The organism is Dokdonia sp. R78006, from assembly GCF_042466145.1.
Lineage (GTDB): Bacteria > Bacteroidota > Bacteroidia > Flavobacteriales > Flavobacteriaceae > Dokdonia.
Genome location: NZ_JAXHBU010000001.1, coordinates 3,416,980 through 3,435,000, shown reverse-complemented (window position 1 = coordinate 3,435,000; position 18,021 = coordinate 3,416,980). Strand labels below are relative to the sequence as shown.

Genomic DNA, 18,021 nt, shown 5'->3' with positions numbered 1-18,021 from the left:
GAACAGAAGGTGAAGACTCTTAAAACGGCAAATGCATTACTAGGCAGTAACGATTACAAAAGGGAAACCAAATTGAAGATAAACGCATTAGTACGTGAGATTGATACATGTATAGCGTCACTGGCTGAATAATTATGGCAGACAAACTTAAAATTAAATTGTCTATTGCAGATCGCGTATACCCGCTTACTATTGATCCAGCTCAAGAGGAAGGATTACGTAAAGCGACTAAGGAGATTGAAGCAATGGTAAAGCAATTTGAGCAAAGTTATGCCGTTAGAGATAAGCAAGATGTACTAGCGATGTGTGCATTGCAATTTGCTTCAAAGGTTACCCAAAAAACTATAAATGAAGACTCTCTTAGTGATGAGACAGCAGCTAGATTACAAAAACTAGCGGCACTCCTCGATGAGAGCTTAACATAGACGTTCTTTACATACAACAGCATATTACTGCCTGCATTGGATATTTTTTTGATAAACTCAACAGTTATTTTTTATAAAGAGTGACTCTAAGTTGTAAAAGCATGCCGTTACTAGACTTGTCTAGGTAGACGGAACCTTGATCAGCTTTCTAGCTCTAATCCTTACTATTAGGAGTTTATACAAAATGCACTTCTAATGCAGGCTTTTTTATATCTCATCGTGAGATGTTAAGGTTGTAAAACCTTATAAATCAACCATTAGTACTGCCCTCTGTGGCATTAAAAATATTCACTAAAATTATGGAACATAATGCACTCTTGTTCATCGTAGGTGTGATTGCACTAGCTTTAGGCTTTCTTATAGCAAAAATGCTAGAACGTAATAACGCATCGCAGATTATCAAACGCGCTAAGAAAAGTGCCCAAGGCATTTTAAAAGAAGCAACTTCTGATGGAGAGTCTCTTAAGAAAGATAAAATATTACAAGCTAAAGAAAAATTTATTGAGCTTAAAGCAGAGCATGAGAAAGTAATATTATCTCGTGATAAGAAAATGAATGATGCAGAGAAACGAGCTAGAGATAAAGAATCTCAAGTAAGTGGAGAGCTTTCGCGAAATAAAAAATTAAATCAATCACTAGAAGATAAGATTAAAGATTACGATAAGCGCTTAGAATACGTTGATAAGAAAAAGGCTGAAGCAGAGAAGATGCATGAGAGTACTGTGCAGCAACTTGAGGTTATTTCTGGACTTTCTGCAGAAGAAGCAAAAAGTCAACTTGTAACAACGCTGAAAGATCAAGCGAAGGCTGATGCAATGAAGCATGTTCAAACTTCCATAGAAGAGGCAAAAATGACGGCAGAGCAGGAAGCTAAGAAGATTATCATAAATACGATACAACGCATCGGGACGGAAGAAGCAGTAGAAAACTGTGTATCTGTATTTAATCTAGAAAGTGACGATGTAAAAGGTAGAATTATAGGTCGTGAAGGACGTAACATACGCGCTATAGAAGCTGCAACGGGTGTTGAGATTATAGTAGATGATACTCCCGAGGCAATCATACTTTCATGTTTTGATAGTGTGCGTCGTGAGGTAGCTCGTCTTTCTCTTCACAAGCTTGTAACAGACGGTCGTATTCACCCAGCACGTATAGAAGAAGTTGTTCAAAAGACGACAAAACAGATAGAACAAGAAATTGTTGAAGTAGGTAAGCGTACGGTGATTGACTTAGGAATACACGGTTTACACCCAGAGCTTATTAAAGCTGTTGGGCGTATGAAGTATCGTTCTTCTTATGGACAGAACTTACTGCAACACAGTAGAGAAGTAGCAAAGCTTTGCAGCGTGATGGCTGCAGAACTTGGTGTTAACGCCAAGCTTGCTCGTAGAGCTGGACTTTTACATGATATAGGTAAAGTGCCAGATACTGATACAGAAACTCCACACGCAATCTTAGGAATGCAGTGGGCAGAGAAATATGGAGAAAAACCAGACGTTTGCAATGCCATAGGTGCTCACCACGATGAGATAGAAATGACAAGTTTGTTATCACCTATCGTCCAAGTTTGTGATGCTATAAGTGGTGCACGCCCAGGAGCTCGCCGTCAGGTACTAGATTCATACATACAGCGTCTTAAAGATCTAGAAGAAATTGCTTTTGGTTTTCAAGGTGTTAAAAAAGCATATGCAATTCAAGCCGGACGTGAGTTACGTGTAATTGTAGAGAGCGAAAAAGTAAATGATGATAAAGCATCTAATCTATCTTTCGAAATTTCTCAAAAGATTCAAACAGACATGACCTATCCAGGTCAAGTAAAAGTTACGGTGATACGCGAGACAAGAGCGGTAAATATTGCGAAGTAATTTAAAACTTTATTATAATTTGAGAAAGCCTGTACTTATTGTACAGGCTTTTTTATTTGGTTTCATTGTAATTGCTTCATTTTAAACAATTCATAATGAGCATTATCATTTTTAAGATATTAATATTCAAAGCTTACGTTTATCTATAATTATTTAAAAAGCTGTGTATTTTTATAATTAGTTCTAAAAGTTTAAGGCTAACTCAAATAAGTTGCTACCTTTGAGTCATCTTATGAACAGAACAATTGTACATATCTTAAAAGCCTTAACAGCATTTCTTGCTGCAAGGCCTGCTATGCAATTAATTCCTGTTCCTGTACGACGATTCCGCCGCCGCCCGTAAGGGTAGCTCATTAATGAGGGATGGTAGGTGAGTCCTATCCCGTTTTCCACAAAAGGAACCGTCACATTTTCAATATACATTTTAACTTAAATCATCGCTATGCAAATTGTTGTAGCCACGATTTCGCACACACCATATGCTCAGATTATCTGTGATACCATCGCAGAGTCATCTAAGGTACGTGGTACAGGAATCGCTCGTAGAACTCCAGAATATGTCATCTCAAAGATGGAAGCAGGTAATGCTGTCATCGCTTTAGAGGGAGACGTTTTTGCGGGCTTCTGTTATATAGAAGCCTGGGGACACGAAAAATTTATTGCCAACTCTGGACTTATTGTACACCCAGACTTCAGAGGACAGGGACTTGCCAAAAAAATTAAAGGAGAGATATTTACGCTTTCGCGAAAGCGTTATCCAGATGCAAAAATCTTCGGAATCACTACGGGTCTTGCTGTGATGAAGATTAATAGTGACCTAGGTTATAAACCCGTCACATTTTCTGAACTCACAACAGATGAAAGCTTCTGGAAAGGTTGCCAAACCTGTAAGAACTTTGATGTACTCACACGTACAGAGCAAAAGATGTGCTTATGCACAGGGATGCTCTATGATCCATCAAAAGAATCAAAACCCACAGAAAAAAATACTGTAAAGGCCCCTGTTTTTAACAGGCTGAAACAAATAAAGGAAAAGCTATTCCTTAAAAAAAATAAGTAATGAAAAAATTAATCTTAGCATACTCAGGAGGACTCGATACAAGCTATTGTGTAAAATATTTTACTGCAGAAATGGGGTATGAAGTACACGCTGTAAGTGTAAATACAGGTGGATTTACAGATCAAGAAATCGCAAATAATAAAGAGAAAGCGCTTGCACTAGGAGCTACATCATATACAAACATAGATGCCATAGCTACCTTTTATGATACGGTGGTAAAGTATCTCATTTTTGGTAATGTACTTAAGAACAACAGTTACCCACTTTCTGTAAGTGCAGAGCGTATCGTGCAAGCCATAGAGATTGCAAAATTTGCCAAAGCTCAAAATGCCGATGCTATTGCTCACGGTAGTACGGGTGCAGGTAACGATCAAGTGCGTTTTGATATGACGTTCCAGACTATTGTGCCAGAGTTAGAAATAATAACGCCGATAAGAGATCAAACGCTTTCGCGAAAGCAAGAAATCGATTACTTACAGAGTCACGGTATTTCTTGGTCTTGGGAGAAAGCTCAATACTCAATAAATCAAGGTTTATGGGGTACAAGTGTAGGAGGTGCACAAACCCTAACCTCACATCAAACACTACCTGAGGATGCATATCCTAGTCAGCTGGAGGCTAGCGATTCTCAAACCTTAAAAATTGGATTTACACAAGGGGAACCTACTTCGCTTAATGGAAAGCAAGGTTCACCAGTGGAGATTATAGAGCAACTAGAAGACATCGCAAGCAAGTATGCCATAGGTCGCGGGATGCACGTGGGAGACACCATCATTGGTATAAAGGGAAGAGTAGGTTTTGAAGCTGCAGCTCCTGTAATTATACTCGAAGCACATCGAACTCTTGAGAAACACACGCTTTCAAAATGGCAATTGCAACACAAAGAAAACATCGCGTTGTGGTATGGTACTCACTTACACGAGGGATTATACCTAGAGCCTGTAATGAGAGATTTTGAAGCTTTTTTACAGAGCAGCCAGAATACGGTGACTGGAGAAGTAGAAGTAGTATTACATCCATATAGATTTGAGGTAGTAGGCATCACATCAGATTATGACCTTATGCAATCTAAGGTAGCGAGTTACGGAGAAGAAAACCAAGGCTGGACCGCCGCCGAAGCTAAAGGATTTATAAAAATACTAGGTAACCAGTCTAGAATCATAGCAAACCAGAAAAAATGAAAAAAATAGGAATCATAGGTGGTGCAGGTTATACTGCTGGGGAGCTCATTAGACTGCTTATTCATCACCCAGAAGTGCAGATAGATTTTATATACAGCACAAGTAATGCGGGTAATGCAGTAGGGATTGTTCATCAAGATCTTGCTCACGTAGACCTTAGTTTTACAAGTAAAGTAAATAGTGAGGTAGATGTAGTCTTCTTATGCTTGGGTCATGGTAATTCTGGCGAATTCTTGAGGAATCATACTTTTTCTGATGCTACAAGAGTCATAGATCTCAGTAATGAGTTTAGACTTAAAAATGATATCTTTTTTCAAGATAGAGTTTTTGTATATGGACTTCCAGAAATCAATAAAGAGGAAATAAAAAACGCGCAGAATATTGCAAACCCTGGCTGTTTTGCTACTGCAATACAACTAGCATTATTACCGCTGGCGAATGCTTCTTTGCTCAGTCAAGATGTGCATATTAATGCCGTTACAGGTGCTACGGGAGCGGGAGTAAAACCAAGTGCTACTACGCATTTTGGGTGGAGGGATAATAACTTCTCACACTATAAGGCTTTTGATCATCAGCATCTTGGAGAGATAGGAGAGTCTGTCGTTCAGCTGCAAGAAGGTTTTAATAGCGAACTTCATTTCATTCCGCAGCGTGGTAATTTTTCAAGAGGAATTTTTGCAACTGCCTACACATTTTTTGAGGGTACGATTGAAGAGGCATATGCGCTTTATGAGGATTTTTATAAGGACTCCGCTTTCGCGAAAGCGGTAAAAGCACCTTTACATCTCAAACAAGTGGTAAATACAAACTACTGCTTTTTACATTTAGAGAAACACGGCAATAAATTATTGATTACCAGTGTGATTGATAATCTCTTAAAAGGAGCAAGTGGTCAAGCTGTAGAAAATATGAATCTAATGTTTGGGTGGAAGCAAGATACTGGGCTCCAACTCAAGGCAAGTTATTTCTAATAGTTAAGATATAGATATATGAAAATAGCAATCATAGGAACTGGAAATTTAGGTCTTGCCATCGCAAAAGGACTCATCACAAATAATGCGGTGACTAGCTTATATCTTACTAAAAGAGATATTTCTAGTATCGAAAAATGGGATGCGTACAAGGAAGTAACAACTACTAGTGATAACCGTGAGGCTGTTGTAAAAAGCGATATTCTCATTTTTGCAGTACAACCAGGTCATTTTTCAAGTATACTCGAAGAGATTAAGGAATTACTTACTGAGAAACACATCATCATCTCTACCATAACCGGCTTTAAAGTGCCGCAAATAGCAGAGATTGTAGGAGACGATCAATTTATTATACGCGCAATGCCTAACACCGCTATTGCTGTAGGGCAAAGTATGACTTGTTTATGCAGCAATACAGCAGGCGAAAAGCGCATCGCGATAGCCGAAGCCATTTTTAATAAACTAGGCACCAGTCTGATTATTCCAGAAGGACAGATGCAAGCTGCTACGGTAATCTGTGCGAGTGGTATTGCTTTCTGGATGCGATTGATAAGAGCGACTACGCAGGGTGCCATACAGCTAGGTTTTGACGCAAAAGAAGCGCAAGAACTTGCAATGCAAACTTGTCTAGGAGCTGCCACTCTGGTTATTAAATCTGGAAACCACCCAGAAGCAGAAATTGATAAAGTAACTACGCCAAAAGGCTGCACCATAGAAGGTCTCAATGAGATGGAACATTCAGGTTTAAGCTCTTCTCTCATAAAGGGAATCGTGGCTAGTTATCAAAAAATTAATAGCATCTCATAGTGCTTAAAAATAAGAGTATGAAATTATTTGATGTATATCCGCTTTATGATGTTACTCCTGTTAAGGCAGAGGGATGCTATGTGTATGATCAAAGTGGTCAAGAGTATCTTGATTTATATGGCGGTCACGCGGTGATCTCTATAGGTCACGGGCATTCTCATTATATAGAGAAATTAAAAACGCAGATGGATGCCATTGGCTTTTATTCTAATGCAGTTCAGAATCCGCTGCAGGTGGAGGTTGCTCAGAAATTAGGAGCGCTTTCTGGTTGTGAAGATTATGATTTGTTTTTTTGTAATTCAGGAGCAGAGGCAAATGAGAATGGATTAAAACTAGCTTCATTTGACACAGGTAAAAGTCGCGTGGTAGCGTTTAAAAATAGTTTTCACGGGAGAACGTCAGCCGCAGTAGCAGCGACTGATAATCCTAGTATTGTTGCACCTATAAATGCACAACACAAAGTATCCATACTTGACTTGGGCAATACGGAGCAACTAGAGAAAACTTTGCAACAAGGAGATTGCTGTGCGGTGATTTTAGAATTTATACAAGGTGTAGGAGGTTTAGATCAATCTACAGAGGTGTTTTATCAAGATGTTGCCGCGCTTTGTAAAAAGTATGATGTAAAACTCATTGCAGACGAGGTGCAGTCTGGTTTTGGTAGATCTGGAGAGTTTTTTGCTTTTCAGAAATATAATATCACGCCAGATATTATCACCATTGCAAAAGGAATGGGTAACGGCTTTCCTGTGGGCGGTGTGCTGGTACATCACTCTATTGAGGCGCGATATGGGATGCTGGGAACGACCTTTGGCGGTAATCATCTTGCTTGCGCTGCTACACTTGCGGTTCTCGAAGTGATTGAAAAGGAACATTTGATGGCACACGCAAAGGAAATAGAAACCTACTTTAGGGAGAAAGCACTTGCTTTTGGCAATCGGGTGACTGTAAAAGGTCGCGGACTAATGCTAGGGCTCGACTTAGGCTACGATGTAGGAGCATTGCGCAAAAAACTCATCTACGAGCATCACATTTTTACGGGAGGGGCAAAAAACAAACACGTGCTCAGAATACTTCCACCGCTTACAATTCAAAAACCACAAATAGATTTACTATTTGAAGCATTACACAAAGAGTTATGAAGAATTACATATCTATAAATGATATCCCTAATCTAGAAATGGCGATTAAAGAAGCGCTGTATATGAAGGAGTATCCGTACGCTTTCGCGAAAGCGGGAAAACAAAAAACCTTAGGTCTTCTATTTTTTAACTCAAGCCTACGTACAAGACTAAGCACCGAAAAGGCTGCCAAAAACCTTGGAATGGAGACAATGACACTCAATGTAAACAGTGATAGCTGGCAACTAGAATTTGAAGATGGTACCGTCATGGATGGCACAAAGGCAGAGCATATTAAAGAGGCTGCACAAGTGTTGTCGCAATATTGTGATGTGCTTGCCGTGAGAGCCTTTCCAGGGCTAGTAGATAAAAGTCAAGATGAGCTGGAGGTTGTGCTTTCTGCATTTATGCAATATGGGAGTGTGCCGGTTGTAAATTTAGAGAGCAGTACTGCGCACCCATTACAAGGTTTTACAGATGCTATCACAATTTACGAACTCACCGAAAGTCTACGTGCAGAAAATAAAAAGCCTAATGTTGTGTTGACCTGGGCGCCACATCCTAAAGCCTTGCCGCACGCAGTTGCAAACTCATTTGTCCAGACTATGCAAAAGGCAAATGTGAATTTCACAATTACTAATCCAGAGGGTTATGATCTTAACCCAGAGATACGAGGTGAAGTACCTGTGATTCATAATCAGAAAGAAGCCTTTGCAAATGCCGACATCATTTATGTGAAAAACTGGAGCAGCTATGAAAATTATGGTAAGGTGCAATCGCAAGACAGTAACTGGATAATTAATGCCGAAAAACTTAAGGGAACCAATCAAGCCAAAGTTATGCATTGCCTACCTGTGCGCCGTAACGTTGTCATTGCAGATGATGTGCTAGACACCGAGTCAAGCGCTGTAATCCAGCAAGCTGGTAATAGAACGTGGGCTGCACAATGGGTGCTTAAAAACATACTCGACAATGATGAATAAACAGCAACTTACCGTAGTGAAAATAGGTGGAGACATTGTAGATTATGATGAACTACTCACCTCATTTTACACGCATTTTAAGGCAATTTCTGGTCCAGCTATTATCATACACGGTGGAGGAAATAAAGCATCTACTTTACAAGAGCAGCTGGGTTATGTCCCGGTAAAAGTAGACGGGAGAAGGGTTACAGATGAGGCCACGCTAGAGGTTGTGACAATGGTGTATGCCGGACTTCTCAATAAGAAACTTGTCGCTGGCCTACAGGCTAAAGGTAAAAACACCATAGGACTTTCTGGAGCAGATGGAGATGCCGTGAGAGCGCATAAACGCGAAGTGATTACGGTAGATTATGGTTTTGTAGGGGATATAGATAGAGTAAATGTGAGTTTTATAAATGACCTCCTTTCTGATGGTAAAGTACCTGTATTTTCTGCAATTACGCACGATGGTAATGGGCAATTACTCAACACCAATGCAGATACACTCGCTGCCAAAATCGCGGTAGCAATGAGCTCTCTCTACAACGTTCAGCTATTTTATTGTTTTACAAAACCAGGTGTCCTTGAAGATGTAAATAATGATGAATCGATAGTAACGCGCATAGATAAAGGGCTTTATAAAGAGATGAAAACAGCTGGTCAAATATTTGAAGGTATGATTCCTAAGCTAGATACTGCCTTTGAGGCGCTCGATCAAGGCGTTATGAGAGTGCATCTGGGCGAAGTTGACATACTGGGCGATAACACTATAAAACACACGACACTATGTCTTTAAAAACTCAAATAGATAGTGCCGTAGCACTACTACAATCACTCATTGAGACACAAAGTTTTTCTAGCGAAGAAGATGGCACAGCTTTACTTATCATAAACTGGTTAGAGGAGAAGGGGATTACGCTTTCGCGAAAGCGTAACAACATCTACGCATTTAATAAACATTACGACGCATCAAAACCGTTATTGCTTCTTAACTCCCACCACGATACGGTTAAGCCAAATAAAGGATACACAAGAGATCCTTATAATGCCGAAATCAAGGACGGAAAATTGTACGGTCTAGGCAGTAATGATGCAGGTGCAAGTCTTGTAGGATTGCTTACTGCGTTTGTTCATTTTTATGAGCGTGAGGGTATGTCTCATAATATTGTAATTGTAGCTTCTGCCGAAGAAGAGTCAAGTGGTCCTAATGGTCTTAATAGTATGCTTGAGCATCTGCCTGAGATAGATGTTGCCATTGTAGGCGAGCCTACACTTATGAACCTCGCCATTGCCGAAAAAGGGTTGGTGGTTTTTGACGCCGTAGTAAAAGGAACGGCAGGTCACGCAGCTCATATAAAGGAGAATATGGCTATTTATAATGTGATAGAAACCCTACAGTGGTTTGAAAATATAACTTTTGAAAAAGTGTCTGATACGCTGGGTGCTACTAAGGTTACAGTTACTCAAATTAATGCAGGTAGTCAGCATAATGTAGTGCCTAGTCAGGTAGAACTCGTCATAGATGTGAGAGTAAATGAGCATTACAGTAACCAAGAAATCGCCGATTATATGGTGGCAAATGTGCCGTGTGACATAATACAGCCAAGGTCATTACGATTAAATAGTTCGCGTATCCCAAAAGAGCACAAATTAGTACAAGCAGGAACAGCGCTAGGCAGAGAAACCTACGGTTCGCCTACCTTATCTGATCAGGCCTGCTTGAGTTGTCCATCTTTAAAACTAGGTATAGGCGACAGTACACGCTCTCATATGGCAGATGAGTTTGTCTATGTACACGAGATAGAGCAGGGGATTCCATTATACATCGAGCTCTTAGAAAAATTTTTAAACGCATAAATAATAAAGGTTGTTGCAATAGTGTGAATAGCATAACCTACTAATTAGATACCTATGAAACTTTGGGAAAAAGGAATACCAACAGATCAAAAAATAGAAGCATTTACGGTTGGGAATGATCGTGAGATTGATATCCATATTGCTAAATATGATTTGCTAGCCAGCAAGGCACACGCAACGATGCTCGCATCTGTAGGCTTACTTACACAAGAGGAGAGCGAGCTGTTAAATAAGCAATTAGACCTTATGCTCAAGCAAGAGCAGGAGGGGATATTTGTTATAGAAGCAGATTTTGAAGACGTACATTCTAAGATAGAAAGTGACCTTGTAAAAGCACTGGGAGATACCGGTAAAAAAATACACACAGCGAGATCTCGTAATGACCAAGTTCTTGTGGCGTTAAACCTTTATTTTAAAGCAGAATTATCTCAAATAACTGAAGGCGTAGAGAAGTTGTTTGACACACTTCTCAAACTTGCAGAGACTCATAAAAACACCTTGCTACCTGGATATACACACCTTCAAGTGGCGATGCCGTCATCATTTGGGCTTTGGTTCTCTGCCTATGCAGAGTTACTTATAGATGACCTTTACTTACTCAAAGCAGCACAAAAGGTGGTAGATCAAAATCCGCTGGGGAGTGCAGCTGGATATGGGTCTAGTTTTCCTATCGATAGAGAGATGACTACCGCGCAACTTGGATTTGCCGATTTGAAATACAATGTAATTGCGGCTCAACTCTCAAGAGGGAAATCTGAACGCACGGTAACGCAAGCAGTTGCAAATATTGCAAATACCTTGAGTCGTTTTGCAATGGATATATGTTTGTATTGTTCTCAAAATTTTGGGTTCATTAAGTTTCCAGATGCACTTACTACGGGCAGTAGTATTATGCCGCACAAAAAGAATCCAGATGTATTTGAATTGCTCCGTGGCAAGTGCAATCAGTTACAAGCCATCCCACAAGAAATGATTATGATTACAAATAATTTACCAAGTGGTTACCATAGAGATTACCAGTTACTTAAAGAAAATGCTATCAAGTCTGTTGAGGATCTTAAAGTAGTACTAGATATTTTTGAGTTCTCTATTGCTCAGGTGCAAGTGCAGGATGTTAATCTAGATGATGAGAAGTATCAACACCTCTTTACAGTAGATGCTATTAATGATCTGGTAACCGCTGGTGTGCCTTTTAGAGAAGCGTATAAGCAAATAGGGGAGCAGGTAGAAAATGGTTCTTTTAAAGCGGGAAATACAAAGGAGCACTCACACTTAGGAAGTATACATAACCTAGGTCTAGATAAGATACAAGCCAAATTTGACAAGGCGGTATCTTAATGAGTATCGAAGACTTTAGACACATAATGAGCTTATGTAAAATAGTATCTTCGCACTATGAGTAGCATTAAAACCTTTTTGCGTTCACTACTAGAAATAGTAGAAAACGTATATGAAAACTCTCGTAAGGCAAGTAGAAAACGCACTTGGCATCAGCACGTAGTCCCCTATGAAGGGGACTGGGCTGTAAGGCGCGAGGGTAACAAGCGTATTACTTCAAAGCATCAAAAGCAGAGCACTGCTATACGTAAAGCAAAGAGTATTGCACTTAAACGCAAGGCAGATGTGATTATACACCGTGCAGGTGGTGGCATACGCGAGCGTATAAACTACGATTAAATAATTGTGCTTTGTCCTGCGTGAATATTTTTAAAATTACGATTTGTGTCTTCTGGATTAAGAATGTAATCTGCAATAAAGTCGCCCACTTTTGAAGTGCTTAGTGGCTTTTTGGGATTGAGGTCTTCTGTAGAGAAACCTAATTCTAAAGATTTTTCTACTGCGGTTTCTATACTGGCTGCCTCTTCTTGCAAGCCTAGGTGTCTTAACAACATCGCTGCAGATAATATAGAAGCCAGCGGATTTGCAATTCCCTTGCCAGTCGCTTGCGGGTAGGAGCCGTGTATAGGCTCAAAAAGTGAATTTTCTTTTCCTACAGAGGCCGAAGCTAGAAGTCCTATAGAACCACCTATTACACTTGCTTCGTCAGATATAATATCACCAAACAAGTTTTCTGTTAAGATCACATCAAACTGCTTTGGGTTTAAAATCATTTGCATTGCTGCATTGTCTACAAAGAGAAAATCTACCGCTACATCTGGATACTCTTTGGCAATCTCAGTTACTGTTTTTCTCCAAAGCCTGGAAGTCTCTAGCACATTTGCCTTATCTATAAGAGTGAGTTTTTTACGTCGTTTTTGAGCTTCTTTAAATGCTAGATGTGCAATTCTCGTAATTTCCTCTACAGAATACGAGCAACCGTCTGAAGCTACTTGACCATCATCACTTAGATGCTTTTCTCCGAAATAGATTCCACCAGTTAGTTCGCGATAAATCGACATATCTGCGCCAGAAATGATTTCTCTCTTTAATGGAGAGTTATCTATAAGCTGTTCGTAGGCTTTTACCGGGCGTACATTACAAAACAGTCCTAGGGATTTACGAAGTCTCAAAAGACCTTGTTCTGGACGAACTTTTGCTGTTGGGTCATTGTCATACTTAGGATCTCCAATAGCCCCAAATAATATAGCGTCAGATGCCTCACAAATATCCAGCGTTTCCTCAGGAAGGGGATTACCCGTCGCGTCTATGGCGCAAGCGCCCATCATTGCTTCTGTATATGTAAAGTGATGTCCGTATTCATCTGCCACTGCCTCTAGAGCTTTTTTTGCTTGAGCAGTAACTTCTGGTCCTATCCCGTCTCCAGGTATGATTGCTATATTAAAATCCATAGTGTGTGTTTGAATTATGTACTAAATCCCCGCCTTTGTAAGCGAGGATCTGGTAACCATTTATATAAAGTGTTTTATTAAAACACCATTCGTTCTTTTTCGAAGTCTTCTATTTCGGCCTTTTTACTTAATAAAAAATCTATGTCGTCATAACCATTTATCATGCATACTTTCTTGTAAGGATCTATTTCAAATTTAGCTTTCGTACTTCGACCTTGCTCAGCATAAACTCCAGCCATCTCAACCAACTGATTTTCTAGATCTATTGTAATGGGCAACTCAGGATTTGCTTCTATACCTGCTAGTAATTCCTTAAGATACTCCGGCGTTACCTGAATAGGAAGTAAGCCGTTGTTAAGTGCATTACCTTTAAAAATATCTGCAAAAAAACTTGAAATCACAACCTTAAATCCGTACCCTACAATTGCCCAAGCAGCGTGCTCTCGGCTAGAACCACAACCAAAGTTATCTCCAGCTACTAGAATTTTTGCTCCAGCATATTGTGGTTTATTAATAGGGAACTCTGCATCCAGCGTTCCATCTTTTTTAAAACGCCAGTCTCTAAAAACGTTATCTCCAAATCCTTTTTTATCTGTCGCTTTTAAAAAACGTGCAGGGATAATCTGATCTGTATCTATATTTTCTATAGGTAGCGGTACCGCTGTGCTTATGAGTTTTGTAAATTTTTCCATTAGGCTACAGCTTCTTTTGTGACGTCTACTATTTTTCCTGCAATGGCAGTTGCGGCAGCTACAAGGGGAGAAGCGAGTATTGTTCTCGCACCTTGACCTTGGCGGCCTTCAAAATTTCTATTTGAGGTAGAAACACAGTACTCTCCAGCGGGAATTTTATCATCATTCATCGCTAGACAGGCTGAACAGCCAGGCTGCCGTAAGGCAAACCCAGCCTCTTCAAACACCTCTTTAAGCCCCTCTTCTTCGAGTTGCTTTGCTACTTGTTGTGAGCCAGGTACTAGCCAGGCGTTCACATTTGCAGCTTTATGTTTTCCGCGCACGTATGCTGCGGCTATTCTAAAATCTTCTATTCTTGAGTTTGTACAACTTCCTAAAAACACATAATTAATAGGTGTGTCTAGTAGTTGATCTCCACCCTTGAAGTTCATATACTCAAGCGCTTTCTCAAAGGTCATATCACCTTTCTCAGGGATAGCACCATTTATTTTTATTCCCATTCCTGGGTTTGTGCCGTAGGTGAGCATAGGTGCTATATCTTCGGCATCAAATTGATATTCTTTGTCAAAAGTGGCATCTTGGTCTGTAGGGAGTGTTTTCCAGTAGGATACCGCTTTCGCGAAAGCGTCACCCTGCGGAGCAAATTTGCGTCCTTCTACATAATCAAAAGTGGTTTGATCTGGGGCAATCATACCGCCACGAGCACCCATCTCGATACTCATATTACAAACCGTCATACGGCCTTCCATACTCATCTCCTCAAAAACGTTGCCCGCATACTCACAGAAGTAACCTGTACCAGCGTTTGTACCAATTTTTGAGATGATATATAAAATCACATCCTTAGGAGAAACGTGCGGTGCAAGAGTTCCATTTACAGAAACGCGTAAGCTTTTAGGTTTATTAAGTAATAGGCTCTGACTCGCAAATACTTGTCCCACCTGGCTCGTCCCGATACCAAAGGCAATTGTGCCAAAAGCGCCATGCGTTGAGGTGTGACTATCACCACAAACCATTGTCATACCTGGTTGTGTGATGCCCAGTTCTGGTGCCATCACGTGTACAATACCATTGTATTTGTGACCTAGACCATAGAGTGTAATACCGTGTTTCTCACAGTTATTAGTAAGTTGTTGTAATTGCTTGCGAGACATTTCATCTCTAATAGGTAAATGCTGATCTTGAGTTGGGGTATTATGATCTGCCGTGGCAACTATTTGATCTGGACGCGCTACAACAATACCACGTTCCTCAAGCTCATTAAACGCCTGTGGACTGGTAACCTCATGTATTAAATGCTTGTCTATGTATAAGATTTGGGGTCCATTATCTACCGTATCTACTACGTGTGCATCCCAGACTTTATCAAATAGTGTTTTTCCCATTGTATTGTGTTACTCAAATTTTACGTTGTAAAAATCGAGTTGGTTATTGTTAAGCTACTGCTCCTGCTTTAAGCTGTATGCGATCCATTATCATATGGATGTCATTATCCTTTACTTCTTTTTGTCTATCTGCTACATTAAGAAACTGTTCATAAGCTGCATCTAGTTGTATTTTGGTCAATTCGTATCCTACTTTTTTAGATCTGTATGCAAGTGCTGCTCTACCACTTCTTGCCGTAAGCACGATAGAAGTCTCATTTACTCCCACATCTTTAGGATTCATGATCTCGTAGGTCTCTCTATTTTTAATCATACCATCTTGGTGAATTCCTGAGCTGTGAGCAAAAGCATTTGCGCCTACAATAGCTTTGTTAGGTTGTACGACCATTCCCATCTTATCACTCACCATACGGCTCGTGTCAAAAAGTAGTTGGGTATTTATATCTGTGTGAAGATTAAGGGTAGGATGTTGTTTAAGTATCATCACCACTTCCTCTAGAGAGGTGTTACCAGCACGCTCTCCTATACCGTTTATGGTACATTCGATCTGTCTTGCACCATTTATAACGCCAGCAATACTATTTGCAGTGGCTAGACCAAGATCATTATGACAGTGACAAGAGAGGATTACGTTTTCTATACCTTTCACGTTTTCACGTAAGTATTTAATTTTTGCTCCATACTCTTCAGGTAAACAATAACCTGTAGTATCTGGAATATTAAGAACTGTCGCTCCAGCTGCGATGACTTGTTCTAGAACACGAGCAAGAAAAGCGTTATCTGTACGTCCAGCATCTTCTGCATAAAACTCTACATCATCAACAAAATTTTTCGCGTAAGCGGTTGCCTTAACAGCGCGTTCAATTATCTGCTCAGGAGTGGCATTAAACTTATATTTCATGTGCGACTCGCTAGTCCCTATACCAGTGTGTATTCTAGGTTTTAGGGCATATTTAAGTGCTTGTGCCGCTACTTCTATATCTTTCTCTACAGCACGGGTAAGACCACATACTGTTGCATTTTTAACAAGTTTTGATATCTCTGCTACAGAGGTAAAATCTCCAGGGGATGAAATAGGGAATCCAGCTTCTATAACATCTACACCTAGAAGGTCCAGACGCTCTGCTATGGTGAGCTTTTCTTTTTTGTCTAATTTACAACCAGGAACCTGCTCTCCATCTCTAAGAGTCGTATCAAAAATCTGAACTTTGTCGTTTTGCATAGCATTCATTTCTACACGAATTTATACCTTGCTTATTCTTAAACGATGTGGGTTATGAAGAAGCTTACGACATCAAGGTTAATTTTAGTCTAATCAAATAACTGTATTTCAATTAGTTATGAGAAAAATCATTACAACGCTTAATGATCATAATGATTCTTTATTTATTTTAATAAAGTCATTATCTAAGAGTGAGAAGCGCCAGTTTAAACTGTACGTAGGCCGACTAGTGGGAAATAGTGAAGCCAAGTTTTTACAACTTTTTGAATTTCTAGACAAAGAGAAAACATACAATGAGACTGCAATTTTAAAGTCTGGTATTGTTACTAAAACACAACTTTCTAACCTTAAAGCGCATCTTTATAGACAATTATTAATAAGCTTACGACTCACTCCTGCGCACCAAAATATACGTGTTCAAATACGAGAGCAGCTAGATTTTGCAACCATCTTATATCAGAAAGGTTTATACAAACAAAGCCTCAAAATTCTAGATAAGGCCAAAAGTATGGCGCTCGAGAATGAAGAAAAAAACGTTGCCTACGAGATTGTAGAATTAGAGAAAATTATAGAAACTCAGTACATCACTAGAAGTATAGCTACTCGAGCAGATGAGCTTGCTGTACAAGCAAAAATGCTAAGTGAGCAAAATGTAATGGCTAGTAAGCTATCTAATCTCTCATTACAATTATATAGTATCATGCTCAAGACGGGCTATGTAAAAAGTGATGCAGAGAAGCAGCGCCTTACTGACTACTTTGATGGGCATTTACCTAAATATAATTATGACACACTCAACTTTAGAGAAAAGTTATGGTTGTATAAAGCACATCTTTGGTATAGTTTTTTAACGCAAGACTTCTTGACCAGTTACAAGTATGCAGATCGTTATGTGAGACTTTTTGATGATAACCCGACGATGATTAAGCAAAACCCAGTATTCTACCTAAAGGGAATACATTACTTGCTCGAATCTTTATATTACCTCAAACACGAATCAAAGTTTAAGGAAGCCCTAGATAAGCTTACTACAGTAAGGGAGAATCCTAACTTTCCTAAGGGTGATAACCTAGATACGCTACTATTTCTATATACGTCAAGCAATCGCTTTAATCATAAGTTTATGACTGGAAGCTTTAGTGATGAGGATGGTCTTGTAAAAGAGGTACTTGCAGGATTAAAATCTCCCAAATATAGAATAGATGAGCATCATGTAATGATATTCTATTATAAGATTGCAAGTCTATACTTTGGAGCCGGAGATAACGTGAAATGTATAGAGTACTGTCAAAAAATCATAAATAATCATAGTCTCAAAAGTAGAGAAGATCTCATGTGTTTCTCACGTATTCTTAATCTCATTGCTCATTACGAGGCTGGTAAGGACTATCATCTAGAGTCGCTTTTAAGAAGCACCTACAAGTTTTTAATTAAGATGGATGATATGCATGAGGTACAAAAAGAGATGATTAAATTTGTGCGAAACCTAGGTGATATATACCCTCACGAACTCAAGGGGGCATTTAAGAATTTACATAGTACGCTTAAGCAGTACGAGGAAGACCCTTATGAGCGAAGAGCATTTTTATACTTAGATGTGTTGTCGTGGTTAGAGAGTAAAATAGAAAATAAACCAGTGGCAGATGTAATCAAAAACAAAGCGCATCAATCTTTGCGTTAGTCT

Annotated in this window: 18 protein-coding genes and 1 other RNA gene (1 of these 19 only partly in view); 15 read left to right on the top strand and 4 right to left on the bottom strand. The window is 39.5% G+C overall.

Features of this window, described 5'->3' with window-relative positions:
• From SJY37_RS15275 to SJY37_RS15210, 14 genes are all read left to right on the top strand, one after another.
• Window positions 1–132: the 3' end of a hypothetical protein gene (locus tag SJY37_RS15275; RefSeq protein ID WP_298326996.1), read on the top strand. 159 nt of this gene lie to the left of the window's left edge; 132 of the gene's 291 nt are visible here — the last part of the coding sequence; its start codon lies off the left edge, out of view; it ends in the stop codon at window positions 130–132.
• A 2-nt stretch (window positions 133–134) separates the two neighbouring features.
• The gene (locus tag SJY37_RS15270; RefSeq protein WP_013751655.1) at window positions 135–425 is read left to right on the top strand and encodes a cell division protein ZapA; all 291 of its coding nucleotides are present in this window, start codon (window positions 135–137) and stop codon (window positions 423–425) included.
• 55 nt (window positions 426–480) lie between these two features.
• Window positions 481–602, top strand: a non-coding RNA gene (ssrS, locus tag SJY37_RS15265) — 6S RNA.
• Window positions 603–724: 122 nt separating this feature from the next.
• Window positions 725–2,290, top strand: a complete 1,566-nt coding sequence (gene rny / locus SJY37_RS15260; protein ID WP_298327010.1) for a ribonuclease Y — start codon at window positions 725–727, stop codon at window positions 2,288–2,290.
• A 442-nt stretch (window positions 2,291–2,732) separates the two neighbouring features.
• Window positions 2,733–3,350, top strand: a complete 618-nt coding sequence (locus tag SJY37_RS15255; RefSeq protein ID WP_108876584.1) for a GNAT family N-acetyltransferase — start codon at window positions 2,733–2,735, stop codon at window positions 3,348–3,350.
• Complete coding sequence (gene argG / locus SJY37_RS15250) at window positions 3,350–4,531, top strand: argininosuccinate synthase (protein ID WP_298327017.1); 1,182 nt, start codon at window positions 3,350–3,352, stop codon at window positions 4,529–4,531. The genes SJY37_RS15255 and argG overlap by 1 nt, the downstream gene beginning before the upstream one ends.
• Entirely contained in the window at window positions 4,528–5,502 is a 975-nt protein-coding gene (gene argC, locus SJY37_RS15245; protein ID WP_298327020.1) for an N-acetyl-gamma-glutamyl-phosphate reductase, read from the top strand. Before argG ends, argC begins: the two co-directional genes overlap by 4 nt.
• Window positions 5,503–5,520: 18 nt before the next feature.
• Complete coding sequence (gene proC / locus SJY37_RS15240; RefSeq protein WP_298327023.1) at window positions 5,521–6,309, top strand: pyrroline-5-carboxylate reductase; 789 nt, start codon at window positions 5,521–5,523, stop codon at window positions 6,307–6,309.
• Between the two features lie 17 nt (window positions 6,310–6,326).
• On the top strand, window positions 6,327–7,451 hold the full coding sequence (locus SJY37_RS15235) for an aspartate aminotransferase family protein (protein WP_298327026.1): 1,125 nt from the start codon (window positions 6,327–6,329) through the stop codon (window positions 7,449–7,451).
• Window positions 7,448–8,413: an N-acetylornithine carbamoyltransferase gene (locus SJY37_RS15230; protein WP_298327029.1), complete on the top strand. Its 966-nt coding sequence runs from the start codon at window positions 7,448–7,450 to the stop codon at window positions 8,411–8,413. The genes SJY37_RS15235 and SJY37_RS15230 overlap by 4 nt, the downstream gene beginning before the upstream one ends.
• On the top strand, window positions 8,403–9,188 hold the full coding sequence (argB, locus tag SJY37_RS15225; RefSeq protein WP_298327033.1) for an acetylglutamate kinase: 786 nt from the start codon (window positions 8,403–8,405) through the stop codon (window positions 9,186–9,188). Before SJY37_RS15230 ends, argB begins: the two co-directional genes overlap by 11 nt.
• The gene (locus SJY37_RS15220; protein ID WP_298327035.1) at window positions 9,179–10,249 is read left to right on the top strand and encodes a M20 family metallo-hydrolase; all 1,071 of its coding nucleotides are present in this window, start codon (window positions 9,179–9,181) and stop codon (window positions 10,247–10,249) included. The genes argB and SJY37_RS15220 overlap by 10 nt, the downstream gene beginning before the upstream one ends.
• Window positions 10,250–10,303: 54 nt before the next feature.
• Entirely contained in the window at window positions 10,304–11,587 is a 1,284-nt protein-coding gene (argH, locus tag SJY37_RS15215; protein ID WP_298327038.1) for an argininosuccinate lyase, read from the top strand.
• A gap of 57 nt (window positions 11,588–11,644) precedes the next feature.
• The gene (locus tag SJY37_RS15210) at window positions 11,645–11,926 is read left to right on the top strand and encodes a DUF2188 domain-containing protein (RefSeq protein WP_298327040.1); all 282 of its coding nucleotides are present in this window, start codon (window positions 11,645–11,647) and stop codon (window positions 11,924–11,926) included.
• On the opposite strand, the gene leuB is transcribed toward SJY37_RS15210, so the two are convergent.
• From leuB to SJY37_RS15190, 4 genes are all read right to left on the bottom strand, one after another.
• Entirely contained in the window at window positions 11,923–13,038 is a 1,116-nt protein-coding gene (gene leuB / locus SJY37_RS15205) for a 3-isopropylmalate dehydrogenase (protein ID WP_298327042.1), read from the bottom strand. The genes SJY37_RS15210 and leuB overlap by 4 nt on opposite strands.
• A 77-nt stretch (window positions 13,039–13,115) precedes the next feature.
• Window positions 13,116–13,730: a 3-isopropylmalate dehydratase small subunit gene (gene leuD, locus SJY37_RS15200; protein WP_298327045.1), complete on the bottom strand. Its 615-nt coding sequence runs from the start codon at window positions 13,728–13,730 to the stop codon at window positions 13,116–13,118.
• The gene (gene leuC, locus SJY37_RS15195; RefSeq protein ID WP_298327048.1) at window positions 13,730–15,115 is read right to left on the bottom strand and encodes a 3-isopropylmalate dehydratase large subunit; all 1,386 of its coding nucleotides are present in this window, start codon (window positions 15,113–15,115) and stop codon (window positions 13,730–13,732) included. The genes leuD and leuC overlap by 1 nt, the downstream gene beginning before the upstream one ends.
• A 49-nt stretch (window positions 15,116–15,164) precedes the next feature.
• Window positions 15,165–16,337, bottom strand: a complete 1,173-nt coding sequence (locus SJY37_RS15190; RefSeq protein ID WP_298327051.1) for a 2-isopropylmalate synthase — start codon at window positions 16,335–16,337, stop codon at window positions 15,165–15,167.
• A gap of 118 nt (window positions 16,338–16,455) precedes the next feature.
• Here SJY37_RS15190 and SJY37_RS15185 point away from each other — a divergent pair, with 118 nt between their 5' ends.
• Window positions 16,456–18,018 carry a hypothetical protein gene (locus tag SJY37_RS15185; RefSeq protein ID WP_298327054.1) on the top strand — a complete coding sequence of 521 codons (1,563 nt, stop codon included), beginning with the start codon at window positions 16,456–16,458 and terminating at the stop codon, window positions 18,016–18,018.
• Window positions 18,019–18,021: the final 3 nt, after the last annotated feature.